Here is a 19,183-nt window from a genome sequence, read left to right on the forward strand (position 1 = left end):
AAAGCCGCCCGTGGGCGGCTTGGGTTGGTACGGGAGGCGGTGCCTCCCTGTAAGCAATTACTTCTGGCCGCGCTTTTCGCGGGCGATGGCGGCGATGCGCATGCGCAAGGCGTTCAGCTTGATGAAGCCGCCGGCGTCGGCCTGGTTGTAGGCGCCGCCGTCTTCGTCGAAGGTGGCGATGTTCATGTCGAACAGCGAGTCGGTCTTCGAATCGCGCGAGACGACGATGACATTGCCCTTGTACAGCTTGATGCGTACCCAGCCGTTCACGGTTTCCTGCGTGTGGTCGATCAGGGTTTGCAGGGCAACGCGCTCGGGCGCCCACCAGTAGCCGTTGTAGATCATCGACGCGTAGCGCGGCATCAGGTCATCTTTCAGGTGGGCCACTTCGCGGTCCAGGGTGATCGACTCGATGGCGCGGTGGGCTTTGAGCATGATGGTGCCGCCCGGGGTTTCATAGCAGCCGCGCGATTTCATGCCGACGTAGCGGTTTTCCACCAGGTCCAGGCGTCCCACGCCATGCTTGCCGCCCACTTTGTTCAGTTCGGCCAGCACGGTGGCAGGCGACATGCGCACGCCGTTGATGGCGACGATATCGCCTTTTTCGTATTCGATGTCCAGGTACTCGGCTTCGTCCGGCGCGTTTTCAGGGCTGACGGTCCAGCGCCACATGGTTTCTTCCGCTTCGGCGCTCGGGTTTTCCAGGTGACGGCCTTCAAAGCTGATGTGCAGCAAGTTGGCGTCCATCGAGTACGGCGCGCCGCCGTTTTTGTGCTTCATGTCGATGTCGATGCCGGCGTCTTCCGCGTACTTCAGCAGTTTTTCGCGCGACAGCAGATCCCACTCGCGCCATGGGGCGATGATTTTCACGCCAGGTTTGAGCGCGTAGGCGCCCAGTTCGAAACGCACCTGGTCGTTGCCCTTGCCGGTCGCGCCGTGCGAGATGGCGTCGGCGCCGGTGGCGTTGGCGATTTCGATCAGGCGCTTGGCGATCAGCGGACGGGCGATCGAGGTGCCCAGCAAGTATTCGCCTTCGTACACGGTGTTGGCGCGGAACATCGGGAAGACGAAATCGCGCACGAATTCTTCGCGCACGTCTTCGATATGGATGTTTTCCGGCTTGATGCCGAATTTGATGGCCTTGGCGCGCGCCGGTTCCAGTTCTTCGCCCTGGCCCAGGTCGGCCGTGAAGGTGACGATTTCGCACTGGTAGTTATCTTGCAGCCATTTCAGGATGACGGAGGTGTCGAGTCCGCCGGAATAGGCCAGGACTACTTTTTTAATGTCGCTCATATTGCTTCCAGTTGTCGTTGTCGATGTATGTATTGCGATGCTGCCAGAATGGTTGCAGTGCCTGGCGAATTAGTTGATTTTACCGAGTAACAGGTATTCGATCAGCGCTTTTTGCACGTGCAGGCGGTTTTCCGCCTCGTCCCACACCACCGATTGCGGGCCGTCGATCACCTCGGCGGCCACTTCCTCGCCGCGGTGGGCGGGCAGGCAGTGCATGAACAGGGCGTCGGGCGCGGCGCGGGCCATCTTCGCGCCATCGACGATCCAGCCGTCGAAGGCGGCGATACGGGCCGCGTTTTCCGCTTCGTAACCCATGCTGGTCCACACGTCCGTGTTGACCAGGTGCGCGCCCTCGCAGGCGTCCGATGGGTTGGCGAAGAAGGTATAGCGTTCCGTTTTGACTTGCGCCAGGTCGATGTCGTAGCCCTGCGGCGTCGAGACGTTGACGTGGAAGCCGAACACTTCGGCCGCCTGCAGCCACGAGTACAGCATGTTGTTGGCGTCGCCGATCCAGGCGACGACCTTGCCGGCGATCGAGCCGCGGTGTTCGATATAGGTGAAGATGTCGGCAAAGACCTGGCACGGGTGGTGTTCATTGGTCAGTCCATTGATCACCGGCACGCGCGAATTGGCGGCGAAACGCTCGATGATTTCCTGGCCAAACGTGCGCACCATGATGATGTCGCACATGCGCGACATGACCTGGCCCGCGTCTTCCACCGGCTCGCCGCGGCCCAATTGGGAATCGCGCGTGTTCAGGTAGATGGCGGCGCCGCCCAGCTGGTGCATGCCCGCTTCGAACGACAATCGCGTGCGGGTGGAGTTCTTTTCAAAGACCATCACCAGGGTGCGGTCGATCAGTGGATGGTAGATTTCGTAATTCTTGAACTTGCGCTTGATCAGATGGGCGCGTTCGATCACATATTCGTACTCTTCCAACGTGAAATCGGAGAACTGGAGGTAGTGCTTGATCGGTTTTTTTATCGACATAATGACCACTTGAAGATGCGCAGGCCGCCGGCGGCGTGCCTTTCCCGCCGGGTTGCATCAGCGTACAACATCTCGTCTGATGACTGCCTCGCCCGGCGCGCTGCTGTGTTGATCGGTGCCCGTGCCTGTTTGTCGCGCGGGTCGATGCGGTTTGCCAAGTTGTAAATCATGCAATGGCAGGGACTTCAGCCATTCAATTATAAGGGTTTTGCTTTTAGATTGGAAAGACTGGCCGGACGGGTACTTGTGTAGACAAGTGGCCGCGTCCAGCCAGGCTCTTGCCGGCTCAATAGATGTTGGCCGGCGTGGCCGCATCGTTCTGCGGCGCCAGCAGCGGCAGATCGAGCGTGAAACGCGTACCGGCGGCGCTGCTGGTCACCTGGATGGTGCCACCCAGCAAGGCCGTGACGATGTTGTAGCTGATCGACAAACCGAGGCCGCTGCCGCCTTGGCCCAGCTTGGTAGTAAAGAAGGGGTCGAAGATGCGCGACAGATGCTGTTCGGCAATGCCGCCGCCATTGTCGGCAAAGACGATCTGTACGCGCGCGCCATCGAGCGTGGCGGACAGGCGCATGCAGCCCGCGCCGGCGCCGCCATCGTTGGGCGCGGGAGCGAACGCGTGCAGCAGGGCGTTGTTGATCAGGTTGGTGATCACCTGGCCGAACGGGCCCGGATAGCTGTCCATGGCGATGCCGAATGCGATGTCCGTCTCGATGCGGTGGCCCGAACTGCGGATGCGGTTCATGACGGTGGCGATGATTTCATTGCTCACCTGTTGCAGGTCAAACTGGCGCCGCTGTTCCGTGGTGCGGTCGACCGCCACCTGCTTGAAGCTGTTGACCAGGTCGGCCGCACTGTGCAGGCCGCGCATCACCAGCGCCGACGCCTTGCCCGCATCGTCGATGTAGGCGGCCAGGTCGGAGCGGCGCAGGCCGGGACCGTTCATCAGGCGTTCCACGTCTTCCGTCTTTTGCTGCATGGTGCTGGCGATCAACAGACTGTTGCCGATCGGGGTATTGAGTTCATGCGCCACACCGGCCATCAGGGAACCGAGGGCGGCGAGTTTTTCCTGCGACACCAGTTGCGCCTGGGCATCTTGCAGCTGCCGGTAGGCGCTGGCATTGTCGAGCGCGATGGCGCCATACGCGCACAGGGTGCGGAAGATCAACCGCTCGCGTTCGCCGTAGGCGTGGGCATGGCAAGCCTGCACCGTCATCACGCCCAGCACGCGCTCGCCCACCGTCAAGGGCACGTACAGCACACTCTGGTTATGCAGGGTGCCGGGTACGGTGTAGGCGTGGCGCTTGGGCGGCACCTGGTCGATATACACTTCGCGCCGGCCCAGCAGGCAGCGCACGGAGTAGGCGCGTGGATTACTCAGGGGAATGGCGTTGTCGGACAGGGGCCGGCCCGCTTCCATGCCGTGCGCGCGGCGCAGCGCCGTGCCGGCGGCATCGAGCATGTAGACGGCGAAGGTGTTGACTGGCAGCAAGGCATGCACGTGGCGGTCAAGCACCTGGAACACGGCGCTGGCGTCCAGGTGAGTGGTGATTTCCTGGCCGATGGCCGACAGCCGTTCCAGCGTGTCGCTGGTCTGCTGCAGCACTTCGGCGCGGCGCGCTTCGGAAGCGGCCAGCTCGCGGTGGTGATAGCCTTCCGAGCGCGCATGTTCCGTCTGGTGATAGACCTGCATGGCGGTGGCGCGGTTGCTGGCTTGCTGGGTGTGGCTTTTTTCGCGTGCCACGCCCGCATCGAGGGCGATGTCGTAGGCGCGCGCATAGTCGCCCGCATGCGCGTATTCGCGTGCCAGCGCATCGAGCAGTTCGCCGGGCGGCACATAGCCTTCGATGGAAGAAGCTACCTGCAGCGCCTGGTGCAGGAAATGCAAGGCCGGATTGCGTTCCTGCATGCCTGCCGGCGGCGGCAGCTCGTGGCGCGCATGCAGCATGGCCAGCACGCGCAGCGCCGCCACCTGGTGCATGGCGTCGCCCTGCGCCGTGGCCAACTGCCGGGCCCGCTCGGCCGCCTGCAGCGCCTCGTCCGGGCGGTCCAGGTAGGACAGCGCGTGGGCGCTGCCGCGCTGGGCCATGCTGCGGAAATCGGCCTGGCCCAGCGCTTCGGCGCGCTGCGCCAGGCGGCTGAAGGCATCGAGCGCCGTGTCGTAGTCGCCCTTGTCCAGGCTCAGTTCGCCCAGGTGGAGCAACGCGTTGGCATACGTGCGCGCTCCCGACATGGGCGCCAGGAGGTGCAGCGCTTCGCGCAGCAAGTCTTCGGCGGCGGCCAGGCGCCCCAGCTTGCGCATGGTTTCGGCCGTATGCGTCTGGCAGGCGCCGATGCTGCGCGGCCAGCCGGTGGGGCGTGCCAGGTCCAGCGCGCACTGCATCCATTCGAGGGCCGATTCATTGTCGTTGAGGCTGGAGAAACAGTCGCCGATATTGATGGCGGCCGTGATGGCGCCGCGCAGCTGGCCGCTTTCCAGCGCCGCTTCATAGCTTTGCATGTAATGGCCGGCAGCCGCGCCCAGGTCGCGCGACGTATGCGCCAGCAAGCCACGGAAGTCATGCACCCAGGCGGCCAGCGGCGCAGGCAGCTTGCCGCTGTCGGCCTGGAAGTGCTTGCCCCAGCGGGCCTGTGCGGCCGGCGCATCGCGCAAGACGGCCCAGCGCGCGGTGGCCGCGTCGGCCAGGCTGGCGCGCATCGCATCGCCGGCGCTGCGCGCTTGTCCGGCAGCGGCCAGCAGCTCGGCATCGCAGCGGGCATGGTCGCCCCGGTCGACGGCGATCGAGGACAGCAGCCAGTGGGCGTCGGCGCAACCGGCGCCGTCGCTGTGCTCGCACAGGATGGCGTGCGCCGCCATGGCCAGGCTTTCAGCCGCATCGAGCGCACCTTGCAGCCATGCCACTTCCGCCTGCACCAGTTGCAAACGCGCCTGCGCGATCGCCAGGGCGTGGGCCGGCAGCTGGGCTTGGGGCAGCAGGGCCGCCGCTTCGGCCGCATGGTGCAGTGCTTGTCCGCAGTTGCGCTGGCGCAAATGCCATGCCAGCAGCATCAGCAAGGGCAGGCGCTCCAGGGCGCGCAATGGCCGCAGTGTGTCTTCCCACTGTGCAATGTCATGTTCGAGTGCGAACATTTCCATCCGAAATCTCCCGCAAGGCGATGGTGTTGGCCAGCGGCCAGTGACACCTTATTGGATCGCATTGTAAGCTGCATTCGGATGCAGTTGTTTGGCAGGCTCGACAGTATTTTTTGCGCGCGCTATTTCAGGCTGCGCAAAGCAGGCGGGGCGTACATCAGCCGCTGCCGGCTGATGCACGCCCCGTGGACAGCCTGGCAATGGCTTGCCAGCCGGTCGCCGTGCCGCTGCTTTAGCGGCCGGCGAAGTGCCCGGTGCTGGCCGTGTCGCCCGCCTTGGCGACGGCGCCCGGAATATTGCTCAGTCCGCTAATGGCGACGACGTCGCCATCGTTGCGAAATTCCAGGCGCGTGCCGCTGGCCGTTTCAAAGACGCCCGGCGCACGGCCGAACAGTTCTACTTCGGGCTGCCCCTTGATTTGCGTGAAATAGCGGTTGACTTGCTGGCGCAGCAGCAAGGTATCGCCCGTGTCGAGCATGTAGCGATTGCCGTACTGGCTGAATTCCTGCGGGGCCAGTTTATAGACCGTGCCGGAGACCTGGACCTTGTCCTGTTCGCCGATTTCCAGCGCGCTGGCGCTGAGGCAAGACAGGCCGAGGACGAGGGCGGCGCTACCGAGGGCGAGGGTACGCGAGAACGATGCTTTCATGATTTCACCTTGTGATCAAAATGCTGGTTGGAGTTAGACTGATGTTGTCTCCAGCAGGTTCGCTGGCGGGGACAATGCCAAGGTAGCAAGTGGCCCGGCGCCATGCCAGCTCAAAGCGATGAAATGCAGGAATCCGGCGCTGAAACGCGAAATCGGACGATGGATGGTTTTGGAATGAATGCGAGAAAGCGGGCTTGTCAGCAGAATTTAATTCTGTTTAATTTGCAGTGGTAATGTTTTTATCGGTTTGGCGCCCGCTCAGGGGACGGGCGCCACGTGCGTTCAATACAGCGTCTGCGCCGATTCGTGCAGCAACTGGCCGTACAGGGTATGGCGCATCTTGGCGATCTTGCCTTCAGACAATGCTTGCAGGATGGCGCACTGCGGTTCGATCAGGTGGCGGCAGTTGTAGAACTTGCAGCCGCCCAGGTAGGGCTGGAATTCGCGGAAGGCCCGCTCCAGCATGCCTTCGGACAAGTGGTACAGGCCGAATTCCTGGAAGCCGGGCGAATCGATGATGGAGCTGTTGGCGCCCAGTTCGTCCAGTTTGTACAGGCGCGTAAAGGTCGTCGTGTGCTTGCCCGTGTCGAGCGCGGCCGAGATTTCGCGCACGGCGATGTCTGCGTCCGGTACCAGCAGGTTGATCAGCGACGATTTCCCCATGCCTGACTGGCCGATCAGGATCGACGACTGGCCCGCCAGCAGCGGCGCCAGGGTGGCCACGGCGTGCTCCGGTTCGGCGCGCGCCGACACTTCATCGATGGGATAGCCCATCGAAGAATATGGCAGCAGGCGTTCGCGGGCGCGCTCCAGCGAGGCTGTCACGTCCGTTTTATTCAGGATGATGCGCGCCGCGATGCCGGCCGCGTCGGCCGCCACCAGCGAGCGCGAGATCAGGTCGTCGGCAAAGCCCGGTTCCGTCGCCACGACGATGAACAGCTGCGTCAGGTTGGCTGCCAGCAACTTCGATTTGTACTGGTCCGAGCGGTACAGCAGGGTCTTGCGTTCCTCGATGCGGTCAATGACGGCCTGGTCGTTGGAGGTGCGCGTCAGGTGCACGATGTCACCTACGGCCACATTGGTTTTCTTGCCGCGCGTCACGCATTGCAGCTTGGCGCCGTCCACGTCGGCCAGGTAATGGCGGCCGTGGGCGGCGATGATGACGCCTGTTAACTTGCCTTCGCTCATGGGGCCACCTGGCTGCTCTGGTAGATGAGGTCGGCCTTGGCGGCGCAGATGAAGTCGTTTTCGGACAGGCCGCCGGCGCCCTGGTTGACCGAGTGCGTATCGTAGCGCACGGCGCAGGTTTTGTAAGTGATGATGAGCTCCGGATGGTGGTCTTGCGTATGGGTCATATAGGCCAGGGCGTTCACGAACGCCAGGGTCTGGTAGTAATTCTTGAAGCCGAAGTCGCGGCACAGCTTGCCATTTTGCAGCGTCCACTGGGGCAGCAGGGCGTGCAGGGTGGCGATGTCCGTGTCGCCCAACGCCTGCTGGCGTGGCGAGCAATTCAGTTGGGTCAGGTCTTGCGAAGTCGATGGCGTATTCATGTCGTAGCCCCTTTCAGGTGGCGGATGCGCACGCTGGCCGGCGGATGCGAGTCGTAGAAGGCCGAGTGCAGCGGGTCGGGCGTCAGGGTCGACGCATTGTCTTCATACATTTTGACGAGCGCCGAGACCAGGTCGTCCGCCTGCGTGTGCGTGGCGGCAAAGGCATCGGCCTCGAATTCGTGCTTGCGCGAGCTGAGCGAGGTCAACGGTCCCAGCAGGAAAGTGAAGACGGGCAAGGCCAGCATGAACAGCAGCAGCGCCAGCGCGTCCGTCGGCTGGCCCGTCAAGGCCAGCGCCACGGGATCGACACCGAGGCCCGCGTAAAACCACGGCTGCGTCTTCAGGAAGCCCAGCAGCGCCAAAAAGCCCAGCGAGATGACGAACATCACGGCGATGCGCTTGACGATGTGCTTGAGCTTGAAGTGGCCCAGTTCATGCGCCAGCACGGCCTCGATTTCCTGCGGCGCCAGGCGCGACAGCAGGGTGTCGAAGAAGACGATGCGCTTGTTGGCGCCAAAACCCGAGAAATACGCATTGCCGTGGGCGCTGCGCTTCGAGCCGTCCATCACGAACAAGCCTTTCGAAGCGAAACCCACGCGCTGCATCAAGCCTTCGATGCGGCTTTTCAGCGATTCATCGGCCAGGGGCGTGAATTTGTTGAACAGCGGTTGAATAAAGTTCGGATAGATGATCATCATCAGCAAGGAGAATGCGCTCCAGACGATCCAGGCATAGAACCACCACAGGTCGCCACTTTTCGCCATCAAGACAAGAATGACCCAGAGCAGCGGCAGGCCCAATACCGCCGTGATGCCTATGTTCTTGAGCAAGTCCGTGAAAAACAGGCTCTTGCTCATCATGTTGAAGCCAAAACGTTGCTCCAGCACAAACTGCTGGTAGTACTCGAATGGCAGGTCGATCAGGCCGGAAATGACGGCAAAGGCGGCGATCAGGCCGATCTGGTACAGCATGGGCGAACCCGCTCCCATCCATTCATTCAGGGACAGCGCCAGCCATTGCAAGCCGCCCAGCAAGGTGAAACCGATCAGCACGGCGTAGTTGACCAGCAAGGTCAGCAAGCCGAACTTGGTCTTGGCCACCGTGTAGTCGGCCGCCTTCTGGTGCGCGGCCAGCGGGATCTTTTCCGCGAATTCGGCAGGCACTGCGGCGCGGTGCGCCAGCACGTGGCGGATCTGCCGCGAAGCGAGCCAGAAGCGCACGGCAAGGGTCAAAAGGAGGACGGATACAAACAAAATCGAAAACGCGAGTGAATACATTCTGTGCCTGTGAGAAAATGGCTGATTATTTAGTTTGATTAGGCCAAGAGAGAATTATGTCACAAGCGACCGACTTATCTGCACCCACCTCTGCATCCACCCCCGCACCCGCCGTCCCGGCACGTCCAAATGAGATGAACCTGGTCTGGGTCGACATGGAAATGACGGGCCTGGAGCCCGATACCGACCGCATCATCGAGGTGGCGGTGGTGGTGACGGACATGCACTTGAACCTGCTGGCCGAAGGCCCCGTGTTCGTGATCCACCAGTCGGATGAAACGCTGAACAAGATGGATGCCTGGAACAAGGGCACGCATGGCCGCTCCGGCCTGATCGACAAGGTGAAAGCGTCGACCGTGACGGAAGCGCAGGCGGAAGCGGAACTGATCGCATTCCTGAAGAAATACGTACCGGCAGGCAAGTCGCCCATGTGCGGCAACACCATCGGCCAGGACCGCCGCTTCATGGTGCGCGGCATGCCGAAGCTGGAAGCGTTCTTCCACTATCGCAATGTGGACGTATCGACACTGAAAGAGCTGTGCAAGCGCTGGAAGCCGGAAATCGCCACCGGTTTCAAGAAACACCAGAAGCACACGGCCCTGGCCGATATTCTGGAATCGATCGAAGAGCTGAAGTACTACCGCGAGCATTTTATTAAATTGTAATGGTGTTGTCGGGTTACGCGCTATGCGCTAACCCGACCTACGAGCCGTTACCGCCGCTGGCGTAGGTCGGGTTAGCGCCCTGGCGCGTAAGCCGACACATCCGCCGCCTCAAAGACAAGGCTGTGCCAAGTGCCATACTCATCCTGCCACTCCAGCGCAAACGGCCCCGTTTGTCGTAAAGCCGTGATCCAGCGCACTTCGCCAGGCTGGCGGAAATATTCCGCGCTCTGCCCGAACGGCTGTCCCAGCCGGCACAGCACCAATCCCTCGCCCGCCACGGCGCACCATTGCTCATGGATATCGATCAAGGCCACGGCCGGATCGCCATAGAATTCGCCCAGGCTGGCTTGCCGGCCATCGGCCGCCGTCACCGTGGCTTGTTCATATTCATGCTGGACAATATAGGTGGCGCTGCGCGCCAGTTCCCTGTTCGTCATGCGCTCTCCACGGTGGGCCAGACGGTTTCCTGGTCGGCGCGAGCCTCGGCGATCAGCCATTCGCAGAATGCATGCACGAGGGGACGCGTTTCCGCCTGGGGCGAGCGCAGCAGATAATAGCAGTGGGGACCGCGCACGGCGTGTTCGAAGACGCGCACCAGGCGGCCCGAGCGCAGGTCGTCGCCGATCAGGGGACTGGCGGCGATGGCCACGCCCTGGCCGCTGGCGGCCGCGTCCAAGCATAAGTATGTGTGCGAAAAGCGCGCGCCGCTGTTGCCGCTATTGCCGCTGTAATGCACGCCGCAGCTGTGCAGCCAGCGCGTCCAGTCGATTTCGCCGGGCAGGTGCACTTCCGGCTCGTCGTGCAGCAGCGGGTAACGCAGCAGGTCGGCGGGCTGGCGCAGGCTGGCCGCGTTGGCGCGAAAGCCGGGGCTGCAGACGGCGGAAAACCATTCTTCCATGAGTAAATCCACTTTGAGGCCCGGATAGCGGCCTGGTCCCAGGCGGATGGCCACATCCACGCCATCGCGCGCCAGGTCGACCGGATGCATCGAGGCCAGCACGCGCAGCTCGATCTGCGGATAGCGGTCGCGCAGCCTGCCCAGGCGCGGCATCAGCCAGCGCGAGACGAGCGAGCTGGTGGCCGTCACCGTCACCACCTTGTCATCGCCCTGGCGCCGCGCCTGTTCGGAGACGTCGGCCAGCTGGTTGAGTATCGGCCCCAGCGAGGCCGCATAGCGCTGGCCGGCACTGGTGAGCACCACGCCGCGCGGCAGGCGCTGGAACAGCACGACGCCGAGCCACGCTTCCAGCTGTTTTACGTGGTGGCCGATGGCGCCGGCCGAGACGTGCAATTCTTCGCCCGCGCGCTGGAAGCCTTCATGGCGGGCAGCCGCCTCGAAGGCGTGCAGGGCGGCGAGCGGGGGCAAGGGACGTGACATGACACTCTTCAAGAGAATTGAGCCTCAGTAATATTCGGCCTATCCGTGAAGAATATTGGTTTGTTTCATTTTGCGCAAGCGAATATGATGCCGTCATTACGTGAAGTGACCCGCAATATGATTCACGCATGCATTTCACGTACGCATCACCTTCCAGCCTTGCTTGGCATTAATATTTACAACGCCTGGGAAAACCGTCGCGAGCGGCAGTGATTTGTGGCCGAGAAGCGCAACCGTACTTCAGTACGGTGAGCATCGCCGGCCGCAAAGCGCGACGCGCAGCAGGTTTACCCTGGCGTACTCAAAGAGGTTTAGTCATGTCTGATCGCCGCGCTGTTGCGCTGGTGTTGCTGTCGGCCGCCGGTTTCGGCAGTTCCGCAGTGTTTGCCAAGGCGGCCTATGCGTCCGGGGTCAACCCGTCGACCATGCTGGCCTTGCGTTTCGTCATCGCCGCCATGCTGTTGCTGCCGCTCGTGTGGCTCGGTGGCTGGCGCTTGCCGCGCGGCCGCCTGCTGGCCGGCTACATGCTGATGGGCCTGATGTATACAGCCCAGTCGCAAGGCTATTTCAATGCCCTGATGTATGCCAGCAGTGGCCTGTGCGGCATGTTGCTGTATGTGTATCCCGTGCTGGTGACGATCCTGGCGCTGGCGCTGGGCTGGGAAAAGCTGGACCGGCGCATGCTGGTGCTGATGGCGCTGGCGATTGCCGGCATGGCGATCACTCTGGGCGGCAAGCTGCAGGGCCAGCCCATCGGCATCGCGCTGGCATTGATGGCCGCCGGCGTGTACGCCGTGTACATCCTGTTTGGCAACAGCCTGTCGAAAAGCCGCGAGAATATTCACCCATTGGCCGCCTGTGTGGTGATCCTGGGCACGGCTGGCCTGTCGAATACTGCGATTGCCCTGTGGCAAGGCGTGGCCTTGCCGGGCACGGCGACGGGCTGGCTGGCCGTCAGCGCCATCGCCCTGTTCTCGACGGCCATCGCGATTGCCGCCTTCTTTGCCGGTGTGGCGCAAATCGGCGCGGCCAAGGCGTCCATTATTTCCACGTTTGAACCTGTGATCACGATGGCGTTCGGCGTGACCATGCTGAAAGAAACCGTCAGCGGCACGCAATTGCTGGGCGGCGCCATGGTGCTGGCTGCCGTGGTCTTGCTGGCGCAGCGTCCCGCGCCCAAGGCGGCGGCCATGCCGGGCGTGCAGGCCAGCGCCTGATCCTGTTTTCCTGAACTGATCGGCTGTATCGATCGGTCTCCTTTGGCGCCGCGACGGGTTTCCTGTCGCGGCGTTTTTTTTTGCACATAAAATCTTGATTGCGAATGATTCTCATTTATAATTGACTGCAAGATTCCCCCATCACCAGCCAGCCCTCCGCATGCCAGCCAGTGTTCGCCTTGAAAGGAGACACCGTGTCGAGCACGTTCCCCATTTGCAATACCGAGCTGGTCGCCAGCGAATTTTCCCGCCTGCGCCGCGAAAAGAAGGCCCGCCACCGCGACATCGCCGAGGAACTGGGCATTGCCGAAGGCGAGCTGATCGCCGCGCATGCGGGCCTGTCGCTGGCCGATGGCGCCTTGCTGGGCGCCGAGCGCCTGCAAGCTGACTGGCCCGCCATCATCGCCGCGCTGGAACCGCTGGGCGAAGTCATGGCGCTGACGCGCAACGCCTCGTGCGTGCATGAAAAGACGGGCGTCTATCGAAAAGCCAGCCACAACAATCATGTGGGCCTGGTGCTTGGTGGCGACATCGACTTGCGCGTGTTTTACCGCCACTGGGCGCATGGCTTTGCCGTCCGCGAGGTGAACGAGGGCGAAAACGCGGTGCAGCGCAGCCTGCAATTCTTTGATGCGGCCGGCCATGCCGTGCACAAGATTTTCCTCAAGCCGCACAGCGACCTGGCCGCCTACGACGCGCTGGTGGCGCGTTTTGCCGATGCGGATCAGGCGGCCGGCATTGCCGTGACGGCGCCGGCGGCGCCGCCGGCTGAATTGCCCGACGCGCAGATCGACGTGGCCGGCTTTCGCGCCGCCTGGGCCGATTTGCGCGACACGCACGACTTTTTCACCGTGCTGAAAAAATATGCGGTCTCGCGCCTGCAAGGCCTGCGCCTGGCCGAGCCGCGCTTCGTGCAGCAGATCGACAAATCCTGCGTGCTCGACCTGCTCAACGATGCCGCCCTCGAAAAGGTGTCCATCATGGCCTTCGTCGGCAATGCCGGCATGATCCAGATCCATTCTGGCCCCGTGCACAAGATCGCCGTGATGGGGCCATGGATCAATGTCCTCGACACGCGCTTCAACCTGCATTTGCGCGAAGACCATATCGCCAGCGCCTGGGTGGTGAAAAAGCCGACAGTCGATGGCCTGGTGACGTCGGTGGAACTGTTCGACGCCAGGGGCGACACCATCGTCATGTTCTTCGGCGAACGCAAGCCGGGCGTGCATGAATTGTGCGAATGGCGCCATATCGTCGACAGAGTGGCGCAGGAGGGCGAACTATGCGCCGCATGATCGCCGCCAGCGTGGCGCGCCGCATCGCGCTGAAAAAAATGGGGGCGGGAGCACTGGCCCTGGCCGCGCCGATGCAGGTGCTGGCCGCCGTGTCCGACGCGGGTAAACCCGTGGCGAAAGCGCGGCGCATCGTCAGCGTCGGCGGCGCCCTGACGGAAATCGTCTACGCGCTCGGAGCGCAGGGCGAACTGGTGGGCGTCGATACGACGTCGCTGTATCCGGTCGTGGCGCAACAGCTGCCGCAAGTGGGTTACGCGCGCACCCTGTCGGCCGAGGGCGTGCTGTCGCTGGCGCCCACGCAGCTGATCGCCACCGAGGAAGCGGGGCCGCAAGCGGTGTTGCGTCAGGTGCGCGACGCGGGCGTGCCGGTGGCGGTGCTGAGCGCGAATAACCAATTCGAAGGCTTGCTCGAACGGGTGAAACAGGTGGGCCAGATCACGGGCCGTGCCGACCCCGCCGCGCGCCTGGCGCAAGCCTTGCAGCAGCAGTGGGACGGCGCCCTGGGCAAGGTGCGCCAGCGCAGCCAATCACCGATACAATCGGCCGTGCGCGTGCTGTTCATTCTCGCCCATGCGCCGAACCAGGTGATGGTGGGCGGGCGCGAGACGGGTGCCGATGCCATGCTCGCGTACGCGGGCGCCGTCAACGTGATGGGCGGCCAGGGGGGATTCGCCGGCTACAAGCCCCTGACGCCGGAAGCCGTGATCGCCGCGCGGCCCGATATCGTGCTCGTCACGGACCAGGGTCTGAAGGCATCGGGCGGCGTGGATGGCATCCTCAAATTGCCAGGACTGGCGCAGACGCCGGCCGGGCGCACGCACCGCATCGTCTCGCAGGAAGCCATGCTGCTGCTGGGCTTTGGCCCGCGCATGCCGCAGGCGCTGATGGAGCTCGACGCAGCGTTTGCCAAAGCCATGGCCGCATGAACGTCGCCTCGCTGATGCACGTCGCTCCGTGGCGCTGGCCACGCTGGGGTGCTGGCGGGCTGCTGGCAGCCGCTTTGGTGTGCGGCTTGCTCATCGCCGTGCAGGCGGGCGCCGTGCCCGTGACACTGGCCGACTGGCTGGCGCCGTTTCAAGCGAGCGACGATGCGCTATCCGGTGGCGCATACGTGCTGTGGCATATCCGCTTGCCGCGCGCCCTGTTTGCCATCCTGATCGGCGCCGCGCTGGCGCTGGCCGGCGGCCTGACGCAAGGGTTGTTTCGCAATCCGCTGGCCGACCCGGGGCTGCTGGGCGTGAGCAGCGGCGCCGCCTGCGCGGGCGCGGCCACCATCGTCTTCGCCGCCAGCCTGCACGTGGCGCCCGAGCTGCGCGTGTGGCTGCTGCCGGTGGCCGCGTTTGCCGGCGCCATGCTCATTTGCGTGCTGCTCGACCGCGTCGCCCGCTGGGCCACGCCAGGCTCCATCGTCGGCCTGCTGTTGACGGGCGTGGCGCTCAATGCCATCACGGTGGCTGTCATGGGCCTGTGCATCTACCTGGCCAGCGACGACCAGCTGCGCACTCTGACTTTCTGGACCCTCGGCTCGCTGTCGGCCGGCAGCTGGCGCCAGGTGGCGGCCTTACTGCTGGTGCTGGCCGGCGCGCTGTGGGCCACGCGCTTCCTGATGCGTTCATTGAATGCGCTGGCGCTGGGCGAGGCGCAGGCGCTGCACGTGGGTATCGACGTGGGCCGGCTGCGCACGCAGGTGATCGTGCTGGTGGCCGTGCTGACGGGGTTTGCCGTCGCCTGGTGCGGCGGCATCGGTTTTATCGGCCTGATCGCGCCGCACCTGGTGCGCACCTGGCTGGGCGCCGACCAGCGCCGCGTGCTGCCGCTGGCGATGCTGATGGGCGGCTTGCTGCTGCTGTTGGCCGACACCCTGGCGCGCACTGTCGCCATTCCCGCGGAAGTCCCCGTCGGTATTTTCACGGCCTTGCTGGGCGGGCCATTTTTCTTGATGCTGTTGCGGCGCTTCCGCCACGCCAGCGCCTAGAGGTGAACATGACGCCACTGCTGGAACTCTCCTTCGCCACCACCCAGTTGGGCCAGCAGTATTTCGGCCCCTTCAATGTGCGGGTGGCGCCCGGCGAGCGCGTCGCCATCCTTGGCCCCAGCGGCGCGGGCAAGTCGACCCTGCTCAAACTGATGGCGCGCGAATTGCAGCCGCAGGCGGGACAGGTGATATTCGCGGGCCGGCCGCTGGCGCAGTGGCCGCTGGCCGACCTGGCCCTGCGCCGCGCCGTGCTGCCGCAAGGCTCGAACGTGGCTTTTGGATTGCAGTGCGAACTGGTGATCGGTCTGGGACGGGTGGCGCGCCTGCTTGACCCCCAACTGGAACGGATCGTGCAGGACGCGGCCGCCCTGGCGCACGCCGCGCATTTGCTGGGCCGCCGCCTGGACACCCTGTCCGGTGGCGAGCAGGCCAGGGTGCAGCTGGCGCGCCTCTTCGCGCAGATGTGGGATGTGAAAAATGGCTTGATACTCGTCGACGAACCGCTGGCGGCGCTCGATCCCGGCCTGCAGTTCGATTTGCTCGATAGCCTGCAGCAGTTTTGCGCCGCGCGCGGCCACGCCGTCGTCGCCATCCTGCACGACATCAATCACGCCTTGCTGGGTTTTGACCGGCTGCTGCTGGTGCGTTCGGGCCAGCTGGTCGCCGATATCGCCAGCGATGCCGGCGCCGTTCCCGCCCTGGCCGCGCTGTACGGCATCGCCCTGACGACGGCGACCAATAGCGATGGCGACGTGTGCGTCATCCCTGCCAGAAGCGCGGTGCGCAGAGCCGCCTGACTCATTCACTCACCAGACGTCCGCCGCGCGCGGCCGCGCCATCTGGCCGCTACCGAGCAGCCACACCATCAGGGCCTCGGCCTGTTCGCGCGTGGCGGCGACTTCCTGCACGATGCCGAACGCCTTCATGGCGCCGGCCGCCATCGCCTGCAGGCGCGCGCGCTGCTCCGCGTCCGCCTCGACCGATACCAGGCCACGGCAAAGGGCGGCCAGCGCCACCTTGTTGTGCTTGAGCCACAGGCCGCGCCGCTTGCGGTCGATATGCGCTTCATCGCTGAGTTCCTCTTCGAACAGTAGGACGAACGGTGCGCCATGGCGCAGCAGGGCTTCCATGTCGTTTTCCCACAGCGGGGCATAGCCGGTAACGGCCGTTTCAGGGCGAAAGCGCACGATGGGAAAGTCGCTGACGTCGTGGATGGAAAAATGTGCGGGATTCGGTTTCATGGCGTGCTTCCTTGCGAGTTGGTTGAAAATGCCTGCCAGCCGCCGCCCAGCGCCTTGTAGACCTGAACCAGCGACAGCGCAGCGGTGGCGCGGCTGTCGACCAGCGCCGCTTCGTTGTTCAATAAGGTGTTCTGCACATGCAGCACGTTGAGCAGGTCCGTGCCGCCCTGGCGGTACTGCAGCTCCGCGCTGCCCAGCGCCCGGCGTCCCTGTTTGACGGCTTCATCGAGGCTGGCCTGGCGGCGGGCGTTGGCCTGGTAGCCAGACAGCGCATCTTCCACTTCGTGCCAGGCGGCCAGCACCGTCTGGCGGTAGGCGATGGCCGCTTCCTGCTGCTGCGCCTCGCGCAATTGCAAGTTGCCGCGCAGGCGGCCGCCATCGAACAGGGGCACGCTGAAGCCGGGGCCGAAGGCAAAGCGCCTGGCGTCCCAGCCGATATCGGATAGCTGCATCGCTTGCAGGCCGATGCTGCCCGAGAGCGTGATGCGTGGATAAAAATCGCCTTGCGCCACGCCGATGGCGGCCGTGGCCGCGTGCAGCTGCGCTTCGGCACGGCGGATGTCGGGACGCCGTTCGGCCAGGCTGCTCGGCACGCCCAGTTGCACCTGCATGGCCACGGCCGGAATGTCCTTGTCCGCCGCCAGTTCCGCCTGCAGGGACTGCGGCGGCAGCGCCAGCAAGAGGGCGAGGGCATTGCCCAGGCGCGCTTCGCGCTGCTGCAGCGGCGGCAGGCGCGCTTCGATGGTAGCCACGTGGGCCGCCGCCTCGGCCTCGTCGAGCTGCGTCGCCGCGCCTTCGCGCAAGCGGATGCGCGTCAGGTTCAAGGTATGGCGCGCGATATCGAGCAGTTGCTGCGTGATGGCCAGGGTCTGCTGCGCGCCGCGCAATTCGATGTAGTCGCGCGCCGTCTCGGCCAGCACGGCCAGCAGCACGCCGCGCTGCGTTTCCACGGCCACGTCGACGCGCGCATCGGCCGCTTCCACTTCGCGCCGCACGCGGCCCCACAGGTCCAGTTCCCAGGCCGCGTCGAGATTGCCTTGCCACAGGCTGTAGGCGGCCTGGCCGTTGTTGCGCGACGGGTCGCTCAAGCCCTGCTCGCTGTTGCGCGCGCGGCCATAGCTGCCATTCGCACCCAGCGACGGGCCTTGCGCGGCGCCGGCCACACCGCGCGCGGCGCGGCTCTGTTCCAGCCGGCTGGCGGCCGCCAGCAGGTCGAGGTTGGCGTCGGCGGCGCGCTGCAGCAGGGACGACAAAGTCGCGTCGCCAAAGCTGTCCCACCAGCGCTGTTCGATGGCGCCATCCTGGCTTGCGGCGAAACGGGCATCCTGCGCCTGGCGCCATTGCTGTCCCAGATCGTTGTGAGGGCGCTGGAAGTCGCTGCCGACGCTGGCGCAGCCGGCCAGGCCCAGGGCCGTGATGAGTATCAGTGCTTTCATCGTGCGCTCACCTGTTGCAGCTGTTGGCGGCGCATGGCCGTATCGATGCGCACTTCGGCCGACATACCCACGCGCAGGCGATGTTCGCCATCCTGGTCCGGATCGAGCGCGATCCTGACGGGGATGCGTTGCACCACCTTGGTGAAATTGCCGGTGGCGTTTTCCGGCGCGATGGCGGCAAACGTCACGCCCGTGGCGGGCGCGATGCTGTGCACCGTGCCGTGCAGGAGCACGCCCGGATAGGCGTCGACGGCGATGCTGGCGCGCTGGCCCTGGCGCACGTGGGTCAACTGGGTTTCCTGCAGGTTGGCGACGATGAAGCTGCGGTTCAATGGCACCACGGCCAGCAGGCTGGCGCCAGGCGCCACCAGGGCGCCGACGCGCACGGCGCGGCGTCCGACGATGCCGTCGATGGGGGCGCGCAGCTGCGTATGCGACAGATCCAGTTCGGCGCGTTGCAGGCTGGCGCGGGCGCGCAGCAGGGCCGCTTCGGCCGCGCCTTGCTGCGCCTGCAAAATGTCCGTCTGCTTGCGGGTGGCAACGAGGGCGGCGCGGCTTTGCGCCAGGCGCGCGCGGCTCACGTCGAAGCGCGATTGCGCCTGCTGCGCGTTCTGCACGCTGCCCGCGCCCTGGCCGGCCAGGTGCGTTGAGCGGGCCAGCTCCTGCTGCGCCAGTTTGTCTTCCGCCTGGTTGGCGTCGACCAGGGTGCTGGCCTGCTCGATCACCGATTGCTGGCGCTGCAAGGTGGCGCGGGCATTCGCCAGCTGCGCTTCGGCGCCGGCGACGTCGGCGCGGGCCGAGGCGGCGGCGGCCTGGTAATCTCGGTCATCGATGCGCACCAGCAGCTGGCCCGCCTTGACAGTCTGGTTGTCTTCCACCAGCACGTCCCGCACGATGCCACCCACCTTGGGGGAGAGCACGGTGTAGTCGGCGCTGACAAAGGCGTCGTCGGTGCCTTGTTCTTCGCTGGGGGAAAACAGCAGTTGCCAGGCGCAAAAGGCGAGGGCGCAGGCCAGCAGGGCCAGGCCGAGAAGAAAGGCGCGCGAGCGCAGTATGGGTTTTTGCATGGTGAAGCTCTTTCGTG

At 64.5% G+C, this 19,183-nt stretch carries 18 protein-coding genes; 6 read left to right on the forward strand and 12 right to left on the reverse strand.

Translation table 11 applies throughout. From position 1 onward, the window contains the following. Nucleotides 1–57 precede the first annotated feature (57 nt). The 7 genes from C8C92_RS08900 to C8C92_RS08930 all read right to left on the reverse strand — a co-directional run bounded on the left by C8C92_RS08900 (nt 58) and on the right by C8C92_RS08930 (nt 8,892). Nucleotides 58–1,293 (reverse strand): argininosuccinate synthase, encoded by a 1,236-nt coding sequence (locus C8C92_RS08900; protein WP_099760166.1) that lies wholly within the window; start codon nt 1,291–1,293, stop codon nt 58–60. A gap of 69 nt (nt 1,294–1,362) precedes the next feature. Next, entirely contained in the window at nt 1,363–2,283 is a 921-nt protein-coding gene (gene argF, locus C8C92_RS08905; RefSeq protein WP_099760165.1) for an ornithine carbamoyltransferase, read from the reverse strand. Between the two features lie 286 nt (nt 2,284–2,569). Then, nucleotides 2,570–5,413, reverse strand: coding sequence for an ATP-binding protein (locus C8C92_RS08910; protein ID WP_243420154.1), 2,844 nt, complete (start codon nt 5,411–5,413; stop codon nt 2,570–2,572). Nucleotides 5,414–5,648: 235 nt separating this feature from the next. Further along, complete coding sequence (locus C8C92_RS08915) at nt 5,649–6,065, reverse strand: hypothetical protein (RefSeq protein WP_099760163.1); 417 nt, start codon at nt 6,063–6,065, stop codon at nt 5,649–5,651. Between the two features lie 282 nt (nt 6,066–6,347). Then, nucleotides 6,348–7,253, reverse strand: coding sequence for a ribosome small subunit-dependent GTPase A (gene rsgA, locus C8C92_RS08920; RefSeq protein WP_116743567.1), 906 nt, complete (start codon nt 7,251–7,253; stop codon nt 6,348–6,350). After that, complete coding sequence (locus C8C92_RS08925) at nt 7,250–7,615, reverse strand: 4a-hydroxytetrahydrobiopterin dehydratase (RefSeq protein ID WP_116743568.1); 366 nt, start codon at nt 7,613–7,615, stop codon at nt 7,250–7,252. Before C8C92_RS08925 ends, rsgA begins: the two co-directional genes overlap by 4 nt. After that, nucleotides 7,612–8,892 (reverse strand): M48 family metallopeptidase, encoded by a 1,281-nt coding sequence (locus C8C92_RS08930; RefSeq protein ID WP_116743569.1) that lies wholly within the window; start codon nt 8,890–8,892, stop codon nt 7,612–7,614. Before C8C92_RS08930 ends, C8C92_RS08925 begins: the two co-directional genes overlap by 4 nt. Before the next feature lie 56 nt (nt 8,893–8,948). Here C8C92_RS08930 and orn point away from each other — a divergent pair, with 56 nt between their 5' ends. Beyond that, a complete protein-coding gene (gene orn / locus C8C92_RS08935) occupies nt 8,949–9,557 on the forward strand; it encodes an oligoribonuclease (protein ID WP_180287809.1) in 609 nt (202 codons plus the stop codon). 71 nt (nt 9,558–9,628) lie between these two features. Here the strand turns inward: orn and C8C92_RS08940 are convergent, their stop codons facing one another. Both C8C92_RS08940 and gcvA read right to left on the reverse strand, forming a co-directional pair. Next, nucleotides 9,629–9,994 (reverse strand): hypothetical protein, encoded by a 366-nt coding sequence (locus C8C92_RS08940; RefSeq protein WP_116743570.1) that lies wholly within the window; start codon nt 9,992–9,994, stop codon nt 9,629–9,631. Beyond that, nucleotides 9,991–10,935, reverse strand: a complete 945-nt coding sequence (gene gcvA / locus C8C92_RS08945) for a transcriptional regulator GcvA (protein ID WP_071078774.1) — start codon at nt 10,933–10,935, stop codon at nt 9,991–9,993. The genes C8C92_RS08940 and gcvA overlap by 4 nt, the downstream gene beginning before the upstream one ends. Nucleotides 10,936–11,252: 317 nt before the next feature. On the opposite strand from gcvA, the gene C8C92_RS08950 reads away from it, so the two are divergent. From C8C92_RS08950 to C8C92_RS08970, 5 genes are all read left to right on the forward strand, one after another. Beyond that, entirely contained in the window at nt 11,253–12,152 is a 900-nt protein-coding gene (locus C8C92_RS08950) for a DMT family transporter (RefSeq protein ID WP_116743571.1), read from the forward strand. Between the two features lie 194 nt (nt 12,153–12,346). Further along, a complete protein-coding gene (locus C8C92_RS08955) occupies nt 12,347–13,447 on the forward strand; it encodes a ChuX/HutX family heme-like substrate-binding protein (RefSeq protein ID WP_207780984.1) in 1,101 nt (366 codons plus the stop codon). Then, the gene (locus tag C8C92_RS08960; RefSeq protein ID WP_099760158.1) at nt 13,435–14,373 is read left to right on the forward strand and encodes an ABC transporter substrate-binding protein; all 939 of its coding nucleotides are present in this window, start codon (nt 13,435–13,437) and stop codon (nt 14,371–14,373) included. Before C8C92_RS08955 ends, C8C92_RS08960 begins: the two co-directional genes overlap by 13 nt. Beyond that, nucleotides 14,370–15,422, forward strand: a complete 1,053-nt coding sequence (locus C8C92_RS08965) for an iron ABC transporter permease (RefSeq protein WP_207780985.1) — start codon at nt 14,370–14,372, stop codon at nt 15,420–15,422. Before C8C92_RS08960 ends, C8C92_RS08965 begins: the two co-directional genes overlap by 4 nt. 8 nt (nt 15,423–15,430) lie before the next feature. After that, entirely contained in the window at nt 15,431–16,219 is a 789-nt protein-coding gene (locus C8C92_RS08970; protein ID WP_116745891.1) for an ATP-binding cassette domain-containing protein, read from the forward strand. A gap of 9 nt (nt 16,220–16,228) precedes the next feature. Here the strand turns inward: C8C92_RS08970 and C8C92_RS08975 are convergent, their stop codons facing one another. The 3 genes from C8C92_RS08975 to C8C92_RS08985 are packed head-to-tail and all read right to left on the reverse strand — an operon-like array spanning nt 16,229 to nt 19,166. Beyond that, nucleotides 16,229–16,663 (reverse strand): hypothetical protein, encoded by a 435-nt coding sequence (locus C8C92_RS08975; RefSeq protein ID WP_180287807.1) that lies wholly within the window; start codon nt 16,661–16,663, stop codon nt 16,229–16,231. Beyond that, nucleotides 16,660–18,099 carry an efflux transporter outer membrane subunit gene (locus C8C92_RS08980; protein WP_116743572.1) on the reverse strand — a complete coding sequence of 480 codons (1,440 nt, stop codon included), beginning with the start codon at nt 18,097–18,099 and terminating at the stop codon, nt 16,660–16,662. The genes C8C92_RS08975 and C8C92_RS08980 overlap by 4 nt, the downstream gene beginning before the upstream one ends. Continuing rightward, a complete protein-coding gene (locus C8C92_RS08985) occupies nt 18,096–19,166 on the reverse strand; it encodes an HlyD family secretion protein (protein WP_116743573.1) in 1,071 nt (356 codons plus the stop codon). The genes C8C92_RS08980 and C8C92_RS08985 overlap by 4 nt, the downstream gene beginning before the upstream one ends. Nucleotides 19,167–19,183 lie beyond the last annotated feature (17 nt).

Source organism: Janthinobacterium sp. 78 (assembly GCF_003096775.1).
In the GTDB taxonomy this organism is placed as follows: Bacteria; Pseudomonadota; Gammaproteobacteria; order Burkholderiales; family Burkholderiaceae_D; genus Janthinobacterium; species Janthinobacterium tructae.